This window comes from Streptomyces sp. NPDC003247, from assembly GCF_042888135.1.
GTDB lineage: Bacteria > Actinomycetota > Actinomycetes > Streptomycetales > Streptomycetaceae > Streptomyces.
The window spans coordinates 1-17,134 of sequence record NZ_JBIAPF010000015.1 but is presented as its reverse complement, the minus strand read 5'-3'; the positions used below and the strand labels follow the sequence as shown (position 1 = coordinate 17,134).

8 protein-coding genes are annotated in these 17,134 nt (G+C 73.3%); 2 read left to right on the top strand and 6 right to left on the bottom strand.

Features of this window, described 5'->3' with window-relative positions; translation table 11 throughout:
* Positions 1-73 precede the first annotated feature (73 nt).
* Positions 74-484: a nuclear transport factor 2 family protein gene (locus ACFYWQ_RS36510; RefSeq protein ID WP_389522760.1), complete on the bottom strand. Its 411-nt coding sequence runs from the start codon at positions 482-484 to the stop codon at positions 74-76.
* Between the two features lie 887 nt (positions 485-1,371).
* Between ACFYWQ_RS36510 and ACFYWQ_RS36505 the strand changes: the two genes are divergently transcribed.
* Positions 1,372-3,507 carry a BTAD domain-containing putative transcriptional regulator gene (locus ACFYWQ_RS36505; RefSeq protein ID WP_389522759.1) on the top strand — a complete coding sequence of 712 codons (2,136 nt, stop codon included), beginning with the start codon at positions 1,372-1,374 and terminating at the stop codon, positions 3,505-3,507.
* Positions 3,508-3,790: 283 nt separating this feature from the next.
* On the opposite strand, the gene ACFYWQ_RS36500 is transcribed toward ACFYWQ_RS36505, so the two are convergent.
* Both ACFYWQ_RS36500 and ACFYWQ_RS36495 read right to left on the bottom strand, forming a co-directional pair.
* Positions 3,791-4,573: a siderophore-interacting protein gene (locus ACFYWQ_RS36500; RefSeq protein WP_389522757.1), complete on the bottom strand. Its 783-nt coding sequence runs from the start codon at positions 4,571-4,573 to the stop codon at positions 3,791-3,793.
* Positions 4,573-4,791: a hypothetical protein gene (locus ACFYWQ_RS36495; RefSeq protein WP_389522755.1), complete on the bottom strand. Its 219-nt coding sequence runs from the start codon at positions 4,789-4,791 to the stop codon at positions 4,573-4,575. The genes ACFYWQ_RS36500 and ACFYWQ_RS36495 overlap by 1 nt, the downstream gene beginning before the upstream one ends.
* A 134-nt stretch (positions 4,792-4,925) precedes the next feature.
* Here ACFYWQ_RS36495 and ACFYWQ_RS36490 point away from each other — a divergent pair, with 134 nt between their 5' ends.
* Positions 4,926-5,657 carry a TetR/AcrR family transcriptional regulator gene (locus tag ACFYWQ_RS36490; RefSeq protein ID WP_389522754.1) on the top strand — a complete coding sequence of 244 codons (732 nt, stop codon included), beginning with the start codon at positions 4,926-4,928 and terminating at the stop codon, positions 5,655-5,657.
* A gap of 85 nt (positions 5,658-5,742) precedes the next feature.
* Here the strand turns inward: ACFYWQ_RS36490 and ACFYWQ_RS36485 are convergent, their stop codons facing one another.
* The 3 genes from ACFYWQ_RS36485 to ACFYWQ_RS36475 form a co-directional block, all read right to left on the bottom strand.
* Positions 5,743-6,495 (bottom strand): thioesterase II family protein, encoded by a 753-nt coding sequence (locus tag ACFYWQ_RS36485; RefSeq protein ID WP_389522752.1) that lies wholly within the window; start codon positions 6,493-6,495, stop codon positions 5,743-5,745.
* 163 nt (positions 6,496-6,658) lie between these two features.
* A complete protein-coding gene (locus tag ACFYWQ_RS36480) occupies positions 6,659-13,408 on the bottom strand; it encodes a type I polyketide synthase (protein ID WP_389522750.1) in 6,750 nt (2,249 codons plus the stop codon).
* A gap of 60 nt (positions 13,409-13,468) precedes the next feature.
* Entirely contained in the window at positions 13,469-17,071 is a 3,603-nt protein-coding gene (locus tag ACFYWQ_RS36475; RefSeq protein ID WP_389523145.1) for an SDR family NAD(P)-dependent oxidoreductase, read from the bottom strand.
* Positions 17,072-17,134 lie beyond the last annotated feature (63 nt).

The window sequence follows — 17,134 nt, the reverse complement described above, 5'->3', positions numbered from 1 at the left end:
CATGCCCCGCCGGGTGGTTCCCGACGCTAGGCGAAGCTGCCCACACCGCGGTAACTCCGCCTCCTCGCCCTCGTCACTCCGCGCCGATCAGCGTCCGGACGAAGTACTGCGTGTCGAAGAACTCGCGCATGACCTTGATGCGGCCGTCGCGGACGGTGAACACCGAGACGACGTTCGCCTCGTACGGCACACCGGTGCGGGAGGCGGAGCGGGCGACGCAGTCGAGCACCACCGTGTCGCCCTCGGCGACGAGCTGGGAGATCTCGACGGTGTAGGGGACGTCCGGGGAGCACAGCTCCATCAGCGGCAGCATGAACTTGTCGAAGATGTCGTCCAGACCGACCCGGGTGCCGGCGAGCGGATGGTCTCCGGGGATGCGGAACTCGGCGTCCTCCCAGAGAGTGGCCGCGATGGCCTCCGGGTCCCGTTCGTCGATGGCCTTGAGGTAGGCCAGGACGACGCTCTTCGCATCGGGGTACGTCATGACTGCTCCCGGTGGTGAGGTGGTGGGGTGGGGCGGAGCCCCGGTGACGTCGGGCGGCGGGTGCCGCCGAGGACGGCGCGGGGCGTCGCGGAACGGGCGCCGCCCGGCACGGACGCGGCACGGACGCGGCAGGCCCCTTCGGGACGCTACACGTCCCGACGCCCCTCCGCATCCGGCCAAGGAACGCCGAACACCCGTGAAAGACAAGCCAATTGACCCGGAGAGACCGGCCGGAGGGCGAAGAATGCGGGGGGAGGCCGCAGGCGGCGCCGACGGGCTGACGCCACCGTCTCCGGGGCCTCTCGCAGGGGCGGTGAGCGCCACCGGAGAGCGAAGATCGGCACGGACAGTCACACTTGTTTTAGGGCGTTACGAAGGTTACGGTACCCAGTGGAAGCCCGCTGCGGATTCACCGCCGAAAGGGCTGGCGTACGTCACACGGGGTTCCGCTCCTGCTCGGGCAGCGGCGGAGTGACACACATGGGGGACATCGCGCATGCAACAAGCCTGTGCATCGATCATTCCAGCGCTTCTCACCGCGCCGCATCCCGCCGACCCGGCCTGTCGCCGGCGTCAGGAGCCTCAGGCGAACGCCCTGCGGAACGAGTAGTTCCGCACGTGCGACGCTCTACCGTCCGCGTGCACCGGCCGGAAGTCCGGCGCTTTTCCGCGGTCTGACACGGGCTTCGGCCCGAAACTCCTCCACGATCACCTTCGGCTTCTCGGAGCGAAGGTCACCGGCCCGGGAACAGGCGCGCCGGCACGGGCCGGCATCCATCCGCCTGTCCCACGAACCACAGAGATCGAGTGCCTGAAAGAGACGCCCATCTGCCAACCCGGATCAAGTCAATGGTGGAGCAGCCATGTGGTTTCGAATACTTGGACCATTGGAAGTTCTCAAGGACGATCAACCCATTCCGCTGGGCGGGACCAAGCAGCGCGCGACGCTGGGTTACCTGCTCCTGAACGCCAATCGTGTGGTCCCCACACGAGAACTCCTCGGTGCGCTGTGGGCGGACGGCAGCTTACCGACCACGGCGCGCAAGATCCTTCAGAACGCCGTGTGGGGTCTGCGCGGGGCCCTCTCGCCCTGCCACGCCGACCGCCAGGCCGGGGTCCTGGTCACCAAGACTCCCGGATACGTCATTCAGGTCGACCCGGACCGGGTCGACCTGCACCTCTTCCACCGCCGGATCCGGGAGGGGCGCGCCCTGCTGGAGTCCGGCTCCTCCGCGCAGGCCGCGGACATCCTCCGTGACGCCCTGTCGCTGTGGCAGGGCCAGGCGCTGGCCGACCTCGTCGAGAGCGGGATCGACTGGCCGGAGCTGGCCGCCGCCGAGAGCGCCCGGCTGGACGCGATGGAGGACTACTTCGAGGCCGGACTCCACTGCGGCCGGCACCAGTCCATGCTCGGCGCGCTGGAGTCCATGGTCGAGGCCGAACCGCTGCGCGAGCGCCTGTGCGGCCAGCTGATGCTGGCCCTGTACCGGTGCGGCCGGCAGGCCGACGCGCTGAACGTGTACAGCCGGGTCCGCGCCTCCCTGATCGGGGACCTCGGCCTGGAACCGCGGCGCGAACTGCAGTCGCTCCAGCAGGCGATCCTCAACCAGGACTCGGGCCTGTCCCTGCCCGAGGCGACGGCCCCGGTCACCGTGCAGACGGAGACCGGACCGTCGGGGGACCACGCGTGGCTGCGGTCGCCGCAGCCATGGGCGGCCGCGGCCCCGCCCCTGGCGTCGGCCCAGGAGGCGATGGAGCACAGCGAGTACGCCTCCTCCGGCACGGGCGACCTCGGGGCGCACCCGCGGGTGCCCCGCCAGCGCACCGCCTCGGCCGGCCGGCGCCGACCGGTCAGCGTGCTGCTGCTCAAGGCCCGCCTCAGGTCGCCCACGGACAGCGGCCGGTCGGAGGGCACCGACGAACTGCGCGACAGCGTGACCGGCCGTATCCGGGAGGTCGTCGGCGGATTCGGCGGATCGGTGATCGGTTCCATCGGTTCCACCCAACTGGCCGTGTTCGGGCCCTGGGACGGCGACGACTACGCCGAACGGGCCGTACGCGCCGCGCTGGGGATACGGGACGAGTTCCACACGCCCGACGCGGTCGTTCCCCTCACGCGCTCCGCCCGGCGGAGCCGGGAGGCGACGGTACACGCAGCAGTGTCCACGGGGGAGGCATTGCTGCGGTACGACGACCACGGTTCCGATGTCCGGTCGGCGGACGGGACACTGCTCGACGAGTGCCAGTCCCTGCTGTCCCACACGGGAGCGGGGGACGTCTGGGTCTGCGGCAGCACCCGGCAGCTGGCCGCCTCGGCGCTGTCCTACGTCCATGTCAGCGACTCGCCGCAGGCGTGGAAGGCGGACCGGCCACGGACGCGCGACGAGCGGTCACGACTGCCGGGCGTGGTGGACCGGGAGATCGAACTCGACGTCCTGCGCGGCATGCTGGAACGCGTCCGGCACCGCGGCACCCCTCACGTGGTCACGATCCTCGGGGAGGCCGGCACCGGCAAGAGCAGGCTGCTCAAGGAGTTCGAGCGTCGTGCCATGGGGCAGCCCGTCGCCATGCGCTTCCTCGTGCCGTGCAGCCTCGACCGGCAGGGGGAGGCGTGCGGCGGCACGCATCTGTTCCACTCCCGGATGAGCCCTCTCTTCGATCCCCACGGCACCGAGACACGGGAGATCGATCTGACCCGGTTGGTGAAGTCCACCCAGTCTCCGTTGGCGGACATCGCGCAGGGCTGCCCGCTGGTCATGGTGGTCGACGATCTGCACGAGGCGGACGACGCCCTGCTGGACTTCATCTGCGCCGTGAGCAGCGAGGCGGCCGAGGGGACCTTGTTCATCGCGGCCGCGGCCCGCCCCGAACTCTTCGCTCGGCGGCCCGGGTGGGGTGGGGGGACTCCGCACTTCATGACGATCTCCATCGACGCTTCGGGCTCGGGTCACCAGCCGCTGACGAACTCCCGGGCCCAGCCCGCGGAGCCGCCGGTTCCCGGATTCGTCGACTGCATGCCCTGACTCCGTGTCCACTCACGCCGAGGGGTCAGGTCCGAGAGCGGCCGGGTCGGGGGGACGGTGCCGGACCAGGGCGCTTCTGACGGATCTCCGTGGGAGAAGGAGCGGCGTTCGGTGCGTGCCCTCGGCGTGCGGTGTGAAGGGTCATGTGGCGGAGCCACCTGGCCCTTCGCGCCGTGCGGTGAGTGGGGGTACCGCCCACGCCGTTCAGGCAGTGGGGGAGCGTGCCGGGCGTCGCGACGCCGCGGAGATCCGTCAGAAGCGCCCTGGGCCCCGTCCCCCCGGCTCAGTGGTGCAGCCCTCGTTTGCCGGGCGTCCAGAAGGGCTTGACTCTGATCTGGGTACGGGGCCACGCACGCACGTGGACGAGGTGGTTGCGGATCGCCTGGCAGGTGCGTGCCTCGCCGGCGATGTAGGCGGCCCCGGGTTCCCCGGGGAGTTCCAGGTCCGACACCGCGCCCAGCAGGACGTCCGAGGAGACCGGCGAGGCTCCGTCGCGGTACACCCGCTTCAGACGGTGCGGTCCGGGGACGGGCACCTCGTCGTCGGGGGAGTCGCTCTCCAGCGCTCCGTACACCCGGGCACCGGGTCCGAGCGCCCTGATCATGGGTCCGAACGCGGCGGACGCGGTCTCCTCGCCGACGAACAGGTGGTAGGGGGCATCCGGTTGGAGGTCGAAATCCCCGAGCGGCCCCCAGAACTCGACCACCTGGCCCTCCTGTGCGCCGCGCACCCAGGTCAGGCCGATGCCCTCGCCGTCGTAGAGATGGGCCCGGATCTCGAGTTCGCGGCCGTCCTCGGACTGGTCCCAGACCGAGTAGGTGCGGAGCGTCTCCCCCGGGCGCACGATCCCGTACAGCGACAGGGGGTCGTTGATCTGGACTCTGATGTGCCGTCCCGGCTCGACGGTCACTCCACGCAACGCCTCCACGGCGATCCGGATGCGCTTCATCGTCGGGGTCACCAGGCCCGTCTCCGTGATCACCCCGTCCAGCCGGTGCTTGGCGAAGAGGTGCTCCAGGGGGTTGAGCGACGGGCGCCGTGCGGGCTTTACCGTACCGTCCGGCATCAGGACTCCTTCTCATGGACGAGTGCTGCGAGGGAGGCTTCCGGCCACGCCCCGCCCGACTCCACGGCAAGGCCCCCGGCGGCCGCCTTCTCCAACGCGCCGATCAGACGCTCGACCTGAGCGTCCTTCACCGCCAGCGCCCGGGACACCCCCCAGACAGCCGCGGTGAGGACGGCCGCCAGCGCCACCGACTCCCCTCGCGTGAAGCGCTTTCGCATCCGGACCCCCCTATGGTTTGACCATGGACGACGCTTTATATTCTTAGAAAAGTTTAGGTCAGTGACTTAACTTACAACCACTAACAAACCATAGCTTGTCTATCATGTCAATGACCCGAAGTGAGGACAGAAAGATGCCGCAACAGACCTCGAGCCGCCGCGTGGAGCGACGCCGGCAGGCCACGCTCCTCGAGATCCGCACCACAGCCCGTCAACTCCTGCGCAAGCACGGGCCGACCGGTGTGACGGTCAATGCCGTGGCCCGCGAGATGGGCATGAGCGGACCGGCCGTGTACCGCTACTACCCCAGCCACGACGCGCTGGTCGAAGCGGTGATCGCGGACTTCTACCAGGAGCTGACGACGACCATGCAGGAGGCGCGGGACGCCTGCCCGCCGGAGCACCCGGGGCGGCGGCTGGCCGCCACCTGCCGCTCGATGCGGACGTGGGCCATCAACCACCCCAGCGAGTTCAGCTGGATGTTCGCCAGCCCGGTGCACGCAGCGACCCGCGAGGACGCCGAGTCGCCCCGGCTCCGCGCCGGGCAGCAGTTCGAGAAGGTCTTCCTCGACCAGCTCGTCGACATCTGGGAGAAGGACCCCTACCCGGTTCCGCGGTTCGAGGACCTGGCCCCTTCCTTGCAGGAGCAGATGACCGACTACGCGGCCCGGGTCGACAGCCCGCTGCCCCCCGAGGCGCTGCACCTGTTCCTGACGAGCTGGATCAGACTGTACGGACTGCTGTGCATGGAGGTGCTCCACCAGCTGGACTTCGCCTACTCCGACCTTGAGCCGGTCTTCGAGGAGAACCTTCAGGAGCTGTGCTCCGTGCACAACCTGGAGTACGAGCCCCCGCAGGCCTCGTGACGCCGCCCGGCAGCCCGTCCCCTGCGCCTCTTCCCGGAAGGGGCGCGAGGGACGGGCTGCCGTGTGCCCGGCCTCCGGTACCGCCTCAGGGGCGGACGAGGGCGTCCCGTACCACCTCGGCGACCTGCTGGACCCGGTCGTCGAGGTAGAAGTGGCCGCCGGTGAACGACCGCACCTCGGTGGGCGCGGTGGAGAGCCGGCGCCACTGTGCCGCTCCCTCCCGCGTGACGATCGGGTCCGTGTCCCCGACCAGCACCGTGAGCGGGCGGTCCAGCGTGGTGCCGGGCCGCCAGGAGTACGCCGCGAGCGCCTGGTAGTCGGCCCGCACCGCCGGCATGATCAGCTCGACCACGTCGGGATCCTCCAGGACGCCGTCACCGACACCGCCGAGTCTGCGCAGCTCGGCCAGCAGCTCCGCGTCGCCCGCCAGGTGGTCGCTGGGGCCCGGGCCCAGCGAGGGCGCGGCCCGCCCCGACAGGAACAGACGCACGGGGCGCGTCGCGGGTCCGTCCCGCCCCAGCAGCAGCGCGGTCTCGAAGGCGACCAGCGCGCCCATGCTGTGGCCGAAGAACGCGCGGGGCCGGGCACTTCCGGCGTCCTCCCCCAGCTCCCGCGCGACCCGCTCCGCGAGCCCGCGGACGTCCCGTACCGGCTCCTCACGCAACCGGTCCTGACGTGCCGGGTACTGCACGCCGACCACCTCGACGGTCGGTGCCAGCGCGCGGCACAGGGCCGTGTACGCGCCGGCGGCGCCTCCCGCGTGCGGGAAGCAGACCAGCTGCACCGCACCGGGCCGGTCCGCCGGTGGCCCCAGCCGTCTGATCCACTCGCCTGCCATGTCCGCCCCTTCCCACCCTCATCGCTCGCCGCGCTCGGCGCTTCTCGTCCTCATCGCTCGCCGCCGTCGCCTGCCGGGCTCGGCGCTTCTCGTCCTCATCGCTCGCCGTCGTCGCCCGCCGGGCTCGGTGTCCCGTCGTCGTCGGTCGTCGCGTTCGGCCGGATCAGGCCGCTTCTGCGGGCGGCGGGAAGTGGCCGACGCCCACGAAGAAGTCGACGTACTTCTCGAACAGCTCCCGTGTGATCGGGGGGCACCGCACTCCGGTTCCGGCGAGGGCCGTCTCCGTGTCCGTCGTGTCGATGCCCGGATAGGCGCGGTCGCCGCCCAGGGCCATCGCCTCGAACGCGTCGAACAGCGGCAGCATGGCGTTGCCGCGGTCGGCCTGGACGAGGTCGCGCCAGGCGGCGTGGTCCAGCTCGTCGAGCGCGTAGCCGTACCCCCGCAGGTAGCGCACGCAGTCGTGGAAGGTCACACCGCTCTGGTTGAAGAAGTGGAAGGTCCGTCCGGACGCCTCCTTCTTCCGGGACAGGGCGAGGATGCCCGCGCTGACGTAGTCGACCGGGACGAAGTGCACGTGCCCGCCCAGGCCCTCGGGGGCCGCTCCGGCCTGGATCAGGCCTTTGAGGCTGAGCCACACGAAGTCGCTGGTCTGGCAGGCGCCTCGGTCCTGATCTCCCGAGATGACATCGGCCCGGTGGATCGTCACCGGCAGCCCCCGGTCCGCGGCGAGGCCCACGATCCGCTCCGCCACCCACTTGCTCTGGACGTATCCGGTGGGCTGTTGCTCGACCGGCGCGGTCGGGTCCTCGGGCCTGCGCGGGACGCCGTCCGGCTCGCCGCCGGCGAAGACGCCCGTCGTGGACACGTAGTGGACGGGCACCGAGCGGTGCCGCGCGGCCAGCCGCAGCACCTCGACGGTGCCGGAGACGTTGGCCGCCTTCAACTCACCGTACGGGTGCAGCCAGTTGACGGTCGCTCCGGCGTGGTGGACGACGTCCACCCGCCTCGCCAGGGTGTCGAAGGCGTCCGCCGCCAGACCCAGGCGCGGCTCGGCGAGATCGCCGACGACCACCGAGAGACGGGCGGGGTCGATGTCGTCCCACACCCGGAACCACTCCAGTCGCCGCCGGAGCCGCGCCCGGGCGGCCTCCTCGTCCGCGCCGCGCACGAGGCAGTGCACCGTGCCCCGCCCGGAACGCATCAGGTCACGGAGCAGGAAGGCGCCGAGGAAGCCGGTGGCCCCCGTCAGCAGAACCTCCCGCGGATCCACCACCTCGTACACCACCTCGTCGGCGGGACGGATGTCGTCGGGCAGGGCGATCTCGGCCGCGAAGTCCACCGCGTCGCGCGACGTGGACACCTCCTCCCCCAGCCGCTCCAGCAGGGCGGAGCGCAGGAAGGCCGCGAGCTCCGCCGGCGTGGGCCGGTCGAAGACCACGGTGGCCGGGAGCCGGCAGCCGGTGGTGGCCGCCAGCTGGTTGCGCAGTTCGACGGAGGTGAGGGAGTCGAAGCCCAGTTCGGGGAACCGCTGCGTCGGCCGGATGCCGTCGGCGGCGGTGTGCCCGAGCACGGTGGCGGTCTCGGCCAGGACCAGGCCGAGGACCCGCCGCAGCTGCTCCTTCTCGTCGAGTCCGGCCAGCCGGCCGACCAGGGTGTCGAAGCCGTTGTCGACGTTCTGGGCGGTACGGCGCACCGGGAAGCGCAGCAGACCGTTCATCACGGGCGGTACCTGGGAGGGCCGTTCGCGCAGGGGCCGCGGGTCGAACGGCGTGCCCACCAGGGCGGGCGTGCCGAGCCGCAGCGCGGTGTCCAGCATGGCGGGCCCCTGTTCCTGGGAGATGGGGCGGAAGCCGCCTCGGGCGATACGGCCGAGGTCCGCTTCGTCCAGGTGGCCGGTCATGCCGCTGTCCTGCGTCCACACGCCCCAGGCCACGGAGGTGGCGGCCAGTCCGGCGGCGGCGCGGTGTTCCGCGAGGGCGTCGAGGAACACGTTGGCGGCCGCGTAGTTGGACTGGCCCGCGCCGCCGATCACACCGGCGATGGAGGAGAACAGGACGAACGCCGTCAGGTCGTGGTCGCGGGTGAGCTCGTGCAGGTGCCAGGCGGCGTCGACCTTGGGGCGCAGGACGGTGTCGAGGCGCGCGGGCGTGAGGTCCGGCAGCAGGCCGTCGTCGAGGACACCGGCGGTGTGGACGACGCCGGTGAGCGGGCGGTGTGCGGGGATGCCGTCCAGCAGGGCGGCCAGCGCCTGACGGTCGGTGGTGTCGCACGCGGCGATGTCGACCTCGGCGCCCAGCCCGGTCAGTTCCCGGCGCAGTTCGTCCGCGCCGGGGGCGTCCGGGCCGCGGCGGCTGACCAGCAGCAGCCGCCGCACGCCGTGGTCGGTGACCAGGCGGCGGGCGAAGAGGGCGCCCAGGGATCCGGTACCACCGGTGATGAGGACGGTGCCGTCGGGGCTCCACCGGTTGCGGCCGGTGCCGTCGGGGCTCCGCCCGTCGCGGCCGGTGCCTTCGGGATTCCGCCCGTCGCGGCCGGTGCCGTCGGCCTTCCGCCCGTCGCGGCCGGTGCCTTCGGGATTCCGCCCGTCGCGGCCGGTGCCGGTCGTCGCGGCGGCCGGGCCGGGCGGGGCGACACGGCGCAGTCGGGGGACGAGGATGCGGCCCTCGCGGACCGCGGTCTGCGGTTCCCCGGAGGCGAGGACCGCCGGCAGCGCGGCCGCGGAACGGGCGTCGTCGTCGAGGTCGGCCAGTACGAAGCGGCCGGGGGCCTCCGACTGCGCCGAGCGCAGCAGGCCCCACAGCGCGGCGGCGCCGGGATCCGTCACCCCTTCGCCGCCGGCGCCCATCGCTCCCCGGGTCGCCACGACGAGGCGGGTGGCGGCGAGCCGGTCGTCCGCGAGCCACTCCTGCGCCAGCTCCAGCACGCGGCGGGCCGCCTCGCGCACGGCGTCGGGGACGCCGGCGCCCGAGGCCGGTGCGGGATCGCCGGTGAGGTCGAGGAGCACGGCGTCCACCGGCCGGTCGGCGGCCGCCACGGCGGGTATGCCGTCGAACGTCCGGGCGCCGGGCACGGTGAGCCCCCGGCCGGAGCCGAGGCGGCCCCAGCGGAGCGTGCCGCCGTCGTCCCGGGCGGCGCGCAGCGGCTCCCAGGCCGTCTCGAACAGCGCGTCGTAGCCGTGCTTGACGGCGCTGCCGAGCACCTCCGGGGTGAGCGCCCGCAGCTCCACCCGTTCGGCGCTGAGGACGGGGCGTCCGGCGCGGTCCGCCGCGAGCAGCGCGAACCCGTCGCCGACCCGGTCGAGACGGACGCGGAGGGCGGCGGCCCCGGTGGCGTACAGGCGCACCCCACGCCAGTCGGCGGCGATCCGGGCGGCGCTGTCCGGCGGCGCGTCGGTGAGCCGGACGAGACGGACGGCCAGGTCCAGCAGGGCGGGGTGCAGGCCGAAGTACGCGCAGCCGGCCCGCAGGCGCTCGGGCAGGCCGACCTCCGCGAAGACGCTGCCGCCCGACCGCCAGGCCACGGTGCCCTCCGGGGGCGGGGGCTGCCGCGCGTCGCCGGAGGCGGCCGGCTCCGGGGACGGCTCGGCGGGCGCTTCAGGGTACGGCTCGACGAGCGGTTGTTCAGTGGACGGTTCGGTGAGTTCGATCCGCTCGGCGCCGGGCGGCGGCCATTCGGGGATGCCCGTCCCGTCGGCCGCGGCCGCCGTCCCCAGCAGTCCGGACGCGTGGACCGTCCAGAGCGTGTCGGGGGCGTCGGTGCGCGCCGAGACGGTGACGCCGCGGCGGCCGGTGCCGTCGGGTGCCGCGACGCGGACCTGGATCTGGAGCGCGCCGTGTTCCGGCAGGACCAGCGGTGCGGCGAGGGTGAGTTCCTCCAGTTCGGTGCACCCGGCCTCGTCGCCCGCGCGGACGGCGAGTTCGACGAAGACCGAGGCCGACACCACGGCGGTGCCGAGGACGGTGTGGTCGGCGAGCCAGGGCCGGTCCTGGCGGGAGAGCCGCCCGGTGAGCAGGATCTCGTCCCCGTCGGCGACCGGCACCGCCGCCCCGAGCAGGGCGTGCCCGGCGCCGGCCAGGCCCAGGCCGGCCGCGTCCCCGGTCACGGCCTGCTCATCCAGCCAGTACCGCTTGCGCTGGAAGGCGTAGGTCGGCAGGTCGACCCGTCGGCCGCCGGCGACGGCCGGGGACCAGTCGACGTCCACGCCCTGCGCCCACACCTCGCCCAGCGAGGTCAGGAACCGGTCGAGGCCGCCCTCGTCCCGGCGCAGCGTCCCCGCCACCACGGCCGCCCGTTCCGTGCGCGTCGCGCCGTCGAGCGTTTCCTGGACGCTCATGGACAGCACCGGGTGCGCGCTGATCTCGATGAACGCCCCGAACCCGTCGGCCGCCAGGGACTGGACGGCGGAGTGGAAGCGCACGGTCTGCCGCAGGTTGCGGTACCAGTACCCGGCGTCCAGCGCGGTGGTGTCCAGCCAGCCGCCGGTCACCGTCGAGTAGAACGGCACGTCGGACGTGCGCGGCCGGATCCCGGCGAGGACCCGGGCCAGCTCGTCCTCGATGCGCTCCACGTGCCAGGTGTGCGACGCGTAGTCCACCGGGATGCGCCGGGCCCGTACGCCCGCCGTCGCGCAGTCGGCGAGCAGCTCGTCCAGGGCGTCCGGGTCACCGGCCACCACCACGGACGTGGGGCCGTTGAGCGCCGCGACCTCCAGCCGGCCCGGCCACCGCTTCAGCCGGGACTCGACGTCGGCGAGCGGCAGCGCGAGCGACACCATCCCGCCGCCGGTCAGCCCCGCCGCGATGGCCTGCGACCGCAGGGCCACCACCCGCGCCGCTTCCGTCACGGACAGCGCTCCGGCGACACACGCGGCGGCGATCTCGCCCTGCGAGTGGCCGACCACCGCGGCGGGCTCGACGCCGTGGGAGCGCCACAGCGCCGCCAGCGACACGTTCACCGCCCAGGAGACGGGCTGCACGACGTCGACGCGTTCGAGCGAGGGCGTGCCCGGTGCCTGGCGCAGGACCTTCTCCACATCCCAGTCGACGAAGGCGGCGAGTGCCCGGCCGCACTCGGCCATGCGCTCGGCGAACACCGGCGAGGTGTCCAGCAGGCCCACCGCCATGCCCGCCCACTGCGATCCCTGGCCGGGCAGCACGAACACCACCCGGCCGGCGGGGCCGGGAGCGGTGCCCTTCACCGCCCCCGGCGCGGACTCCCCGCGCGCCAACGCGTCCAGTCCGGCGAGCAGTTCGTCACGGGAGGCGCCGGTGACGACGGCGCGGTCCTCGAACACCGCCCGGCTCGACGCCAGCGACCAGGCCACGTCGCGGACGTCGAGCCCGGGGTCGGACTCCACGGCCGCCAGCAGCCGGGCCGCCTGCCCCCGCAGTCCCTCCGGTGAGCGCCCGGACAGCACCCATGGCACGACGGACGAGCCGTCGGACACCGGGCCTTCGGACACCGGGCCTTCGGACACCAGGCCGTCGGACACCAGGCCGTCGGACACCGCGGCGGCCGCCACCGGGACGCCCGGCGCCGAGGTGGCCGGGGTCGCCTCGGCGGGTGGCTGCTCCAGGATCAGGTGGGCGTTGGTGCCGCTCACCCCGAAGGAGGAGACGCCGGCGCGGCGCGGTACCCCGGTCTCGGGCCAGGGCCTGTTCTCGGTGAGGAGCTCCACCGCGCCGGAGTCCCAGTCGACCTGGGGGGTGGGCGCGTCCACGTGCAGCGTCCTGGGCAGCACGCCGTGCCGCATCGCCTGCACCATCTTGATCACGCCGCCCACTCCGGCGGCGGCGACGCTGTGCCCGATGTTCGACTTCAGCGACCCGAGGTAGAGCGGCCGTCCGTCACCGCGCTGTCCGTAGGTGGCGAGGAGTGCCTGCGCCTCGATCGGGTCACCGAGCCGGGTCCCCGTCCCGTGCGCCTCCACCACGTCCACGTCCGTGTACGACAGTCCCGCGCTCGCCAGCGCCTGCCGGATCACCCGCTCCTGCGACGGACCGTTCGGCGCCGTCAGACCATTCGACGCACCGTCCTGATTCACCGCCGAACCCCGCACCACCGCCAGCACCCGATGGCCGTGCCGCCGGGCGTCGGACAGCCGCTCCAGCAGCACCAGGCCGGCGCCCTCGCTCCACGCGGTCCCGTCGGCCGCGGCGGCGAACGACTTGCACCGTCCGTCGGCGGCGAGACCGCGTTGCCGGGCGAAGTCGACGAGGCCTCCGGGGTCGCAGTTGACCGTCACGCCGCCGGCCACGGCCAGTGTCGACTCGCCCGACCGCAGCGACTGGATCGCCGAGTGCATCGCGACGAGGGAGGAGGAGCAGGCCGTGTCGAGGGAGACCGCGGGGCCTTCGAAACCGTAGGTGTAGGCGATGCGGCCGGAGGCGACGCTGCTGAGCTTGCTGGTCATGAGGTAGCCCTCGAGTTCCTCGGGGGCGTTGAGCCCGAGGTAGCTCTCCTCCACGATGCCGACGAACACTCCGGTCCTGCTGCCCTTGAGGGTGGTGACGTCCAATCCGGCGTGTTCGAACAGCTCCCAGGAGATCTCCATCAGGAGCCGCTGCTGCGGGTCCATCGCCTGCGCCTCACGCGGCGAGATGCCGAAGAAACCGGCGTCGAACCAGGGGGCGTCGTGCACGAAACCCGCCTGCACCGAGTAGCTCTTCTCCTTGAGCTTCTCGATGTCCCAGCCGCGGTCGTGCGGCAGTTCCGTGATCGCGTCGACTCCCTGGTCGACCAGCCGCCACAGGTCCGCGGGCGAGGCGACGTCGCCGGGGTAGCGGCAGGCCATGCCCACGATGGCGACGGGCTCGTCGTCCACGGCCTCCCGTTCGGCCAGCTGCCTGCGCGTCTCCTGGAGATCGGCCGTCACCCGCTTGAGGTACTCGACGAGCTTCTCTTCGTTGGACATGGGCTCGGTCTCCCTTCCGGAGAGGTCACGCTGAGGTGGTGGGGCTGAGGGGGGCGGGGGTCAGTCGGTGGGGCCCGAGAGTTCCGTGTCGATGAGGGCGAAGAGTTCGTCCACCGACGCGGACTCGATCCTGACCGCCGGGTCGGTGTCCTCCGCGTCACCGGTGCCCTGCGCCGTCGTGCCGAGCCGGGACGCCATGGCCCGGAGCCGGCCGCGGACCATGTTCCGGTGCCGCTCGTCCTTGGCGATCGCCGCGAGCAGGCCGTCTAGGCGGTCCAGCTCGGACAGGACCAGTGCCGAGACGTCGGCCTCGGCCGGGGCGAGCCGGTCGAGCAGATGGCCGGCGACGTCCCGGGGCGTCGGGTGGTCGAAGACGAGGGTGGCCGGGAGCCTGACCCCGGCGGCGGCCGACAGCCGGTTGCGCAACTGGACGGCCGCCAGCGAGTCGAAGCCCATCTCCTGGAACGCCTGGTCGGCGGCGACCGCGGTCACGTCCGGCTGTCCGGTCACGGCCGCCGTCTCCGCCCGGACGAGGTCCAGCAGCAGCGCCCGGCGTTCCGCCTCTCCCAGGTCCGCGAGCCGGTCGGCCAGCGTGTCGGGGCGCGCGTCGGCGGTGGTGTGCGCGGTCCGGCGGGCCGGTCCCGCCACGAGGTCGCGCAGCGCGGGCGGTACGGCCTCGTGGGCGCGCAGCGCGGCCCGGTCCACGGCACCGGCGATCACCGCGCTGGCGCCGCCCCCTGTCGCGCCGAGGGCGACCGCGCGGTCGAAGAGGGCACGGCCCTGCTCCGGGGTGACCGGGTGGAGCAGGTCGAGGCCGGGGCGCCGCTCGACGGTGCCGGGGCGCCGCTCGACGGTGCCGGGGCGCCGCTCGACGGTGCCGGGGCGCCGCTCGACGGTGCCGGGGCGCCGCTCTGCGATGCCGGGGCTGTCGTGCTCCCAGCGGGGCCAGGCCACGGCGGTGGCGGGCAGCCCCTGGGCCCCGCGGAGGCGGGCCAGGCCTTCGAGGTGGGCGTCGGCCGCCGCCGTGTTCGCCCGGCCGGGTCCGCCGAACGCGCCCGCGGTGGAGGAGAACAGGACGAAGGCGGTGAGGCCGTGGTCGCGGGTGAGTTCGTGCAGGTTCCACGCGGCGTCGGCCCTCGGTCGCAGCACCCGGTCGAGCTGCTCGTTGGTCATCGCGGACAGGACACCGTCGTCCAGGACGCCGGCCGCGTGGACGACGCCGGTCAGCGGGCGGTCGGCGGGGATGCCGGCCAGGAGGTCCGCCAGCGCCTCCCGGTCGGTCACGTCGCACGCGGCCGTCTCCACCTCGGCGCCCAGCTCGGCCAGTTCCCGGCGCAGCTCGTCCGCGCCGGGAGCGTCCGGGCCGCGCCGGCTCACCAGCAGCAGGTTCCGCACCCCGTGCGCGACGACCAGGTGCCGGGCGAACAGCGCCCCCAGGCCACCGGTGCCCCCCGTGACGAGCACCGTGTCGTCCGGGGTCCACGGGCTCGCGGACAGACCGTTCCCTGACGGACTGGACGAACCGTTCGCGGACGGTCCGGCGGCCGGCACCGGACGCAGCCGGGGCACGCGCAGCTCCCCCGAGCGCACCGCCGCCTCGGGCTCCCCGGACCGCACCGCGGACGCCAGCCGGTCGAGCGGCGGTGTGCCGGTGTCCGCGTCGGCCAGGACGATCCGGCCGACGCCCTCAGCGGCGGCGGTGCGCAGGAGTCCCCGCACCGCCGCGGACTCCAGGTCCAGCCGCGCCGCGTCGCCCTCCTCGGCCGCGACCGCACCGCGGGTCAGCACGACGACGGGCGTGTCGTGCAGCGCGTCGGCGGCCAGCAGCTCCCCTACGAAGGCGAGCGCGCGGTGCGTCCCCCGGTCCAGGTCGCCGGTCGGCCGCCACGGCACGAGCAGCAGGTCGACGGCGGTCTCGCCCGACTCGACGGCGCGCGCGGCGGCCGCCAGGTCGGCGAAGCGGGGCACGCCGGGCAGGTCGGCACCGACCGCCGCCCAGCGGGCCGCCGGCGCGGGTCCGGCGTCGTACCGGACCCACTCGATCGTGGACAGGCCGTCGCCCCGCGGCCGGCCGGCGCCGAACTCCTCCCCCGGCACGGTCCGGTAGGTGAGCGACCCGACGTCGAGCACCGGCCGCCCCCGCGGGTCGAGGAGTGCGAGGGTGACGGTGTCGTCGTCGGTGCGGACCGAGCGCACCCGTACGGTGTCGGCGCCCACGGCGTGCAGCCGTACGTCACGCCAGACGGCGGGCACGGCGACGTCGCCGTCGCCGTCCGGCACCGGGGACGCGGGCAGTGCCGCGGCCAGCAGGGCGGGGTGGAGTCGGTACTGTGCGGCCTCCGTCAACAGCTCTTCCGGCAACCGGACTTCGGGGCCGTGCTGTTCTTGACCGGCCGTGCCGTCCGATGGTGCGGATTCGCCGGCCGAGAGGCGTCCCTGGGCACAGGCGGTCCATGGGCTGTCGGAGGCGTCGGGGGTGTCGGGGCGGGAGTGGACGGCGAGGGTGCGTCGGCCGTCGGCGTCGGGTGCGCCGACCCGGACCTGGATCTGGAGCCCGCCCGTCTCCGGCAGCACCAGAGGCGCGGCGAGGGAGAGTTCCTCCAGTACCGTGCAGTGCGCCTCGTCACCGGCGCGGACGGCGAGTTCGACGAACACCGAGGGCGGCAGCACGGCGGTGCCGAGGACGGTGTGGTCGGTGAGCCAGGGGTGGGTCCGGCGGGAGATCCGTCCGGTCAGCAGCACCTCCTCACTCCCGGCCACCGGCACCGCCGCACCGAGGAGGGGATGAGCGGCACCGGTCAGCCCCAGACCGGCCGCATCCCGGCCACCAGCCCGCTCCTCCAGCCAGTACCGCCTGCGCCGGAAGGCATACGTCGGCAGATCCACCCGCCCCGCACCCGGCAGCACCCGCGCCCAGTCCACCCCCCGCCCCCGCGCATGCAACCGGCCCAACAACACCGCCAACGACTCCAGCTCCGACCGTTCCTTGCGCAACACCGGCACCACCAGACCGGGTTCACGCCCGACACCGGCCGACACCAGAGCACTCAGCACGGCGTCCGGACCGATCTCGACGAAGTCGGTGACACCCTCCTCGATCAGCTGCCGGGTCGCGTCATGGAACCGCACAGTGTCCCGCAACTGCCGCACCCAGTACCGCGGCGAGCACGCCTCCCGCTCCGACAACACCTCCCCCGTCACCGTCGACACCAACGGAATACGCGGCGCCCGGAACGACAGCCCCGCCACCACCTGCTCGAACTCCTCCAGCACACCGTCCATGTGCGGGGAGTGAAAGGCATGACTGACCTTCAGCCGCCGCACCTGCCGGCCACCGTCACGCCACCGCTTCTCCAGATCCCCCACAACCTCCGCGTCACCCGACACCACCACCGCGTCCGGGCCATTGACCGCCGCCAGCGACACCCGCCCCCCGAATTCCGCCAGATCACCCACCACCACCTCCGGCGCAGCCCGCACCGCCACCATCGCACCACCCGACCGCGCCGACCCCATCAACCGGCCCCGCGCCACCACCAACCGCGCCGCATCCCCCAACGACAACACACCCGCCACATGCGCCGCCGCCACCTCACCCACCGAATGCCCCGCCACAAAGTCCGGCACCACACCGAACCCCTCCAACAACCGGAACAACGCCACCTCCAACGCGAACAACGCCGGCTGCGTGAACTCCGTACGATCCAAAACCCCCTCCGCCTCCGC

Bases quoted from the DNA above. Each gene is read 5' to 3' on its own strand.
- ACFYWQ_RS36510 (WP_389522760.1), bottom strand. From the start codon at position 484: ATGACGTACCCCGATGCGAAGAGCGTCGTCCTGGCCTACCTCAAGGCC.
- ACFYWQ_RS36500 (WP_389522757.1), bottom strand. From the start codon at position 4,573: ATGCCGGACGGTACGGTAAAGCCCGCACGGCGCCCGTCGCTCAACCCC.
- ACFYWQ_RS36495 (WP_389522755.1), bottom strand. From the start codon at position 4,791: ATGCGAAAGCGCTTCACGCGAGGGGAGTCGGTGGCGCTGGCGGCCGTC.
- ACFYWQ_RS36490 (WP_389522754.1), top strand. From the start codon at position 4,926: ATGCCGCAACAGACCTCGAGCCGCCGCGTGGAGCGACGCCGGCAGGCC.
- ACFYWQ_RS36485 (WP_389522752.1), bottom strand. From the start codon at position 6,495: ATGGCAGGCGAGTGGATCAGACGGCTGGGGCCACCGGCGGACCGGCCC.
- ACFYWQ_RS36480 (WP_389522750.1), bottom strand. From the start codon at position 13,408: ATGTCCAACGAAGAGAAGCTCGTCGAGTACCTCAAGCGGGTGACGGCC.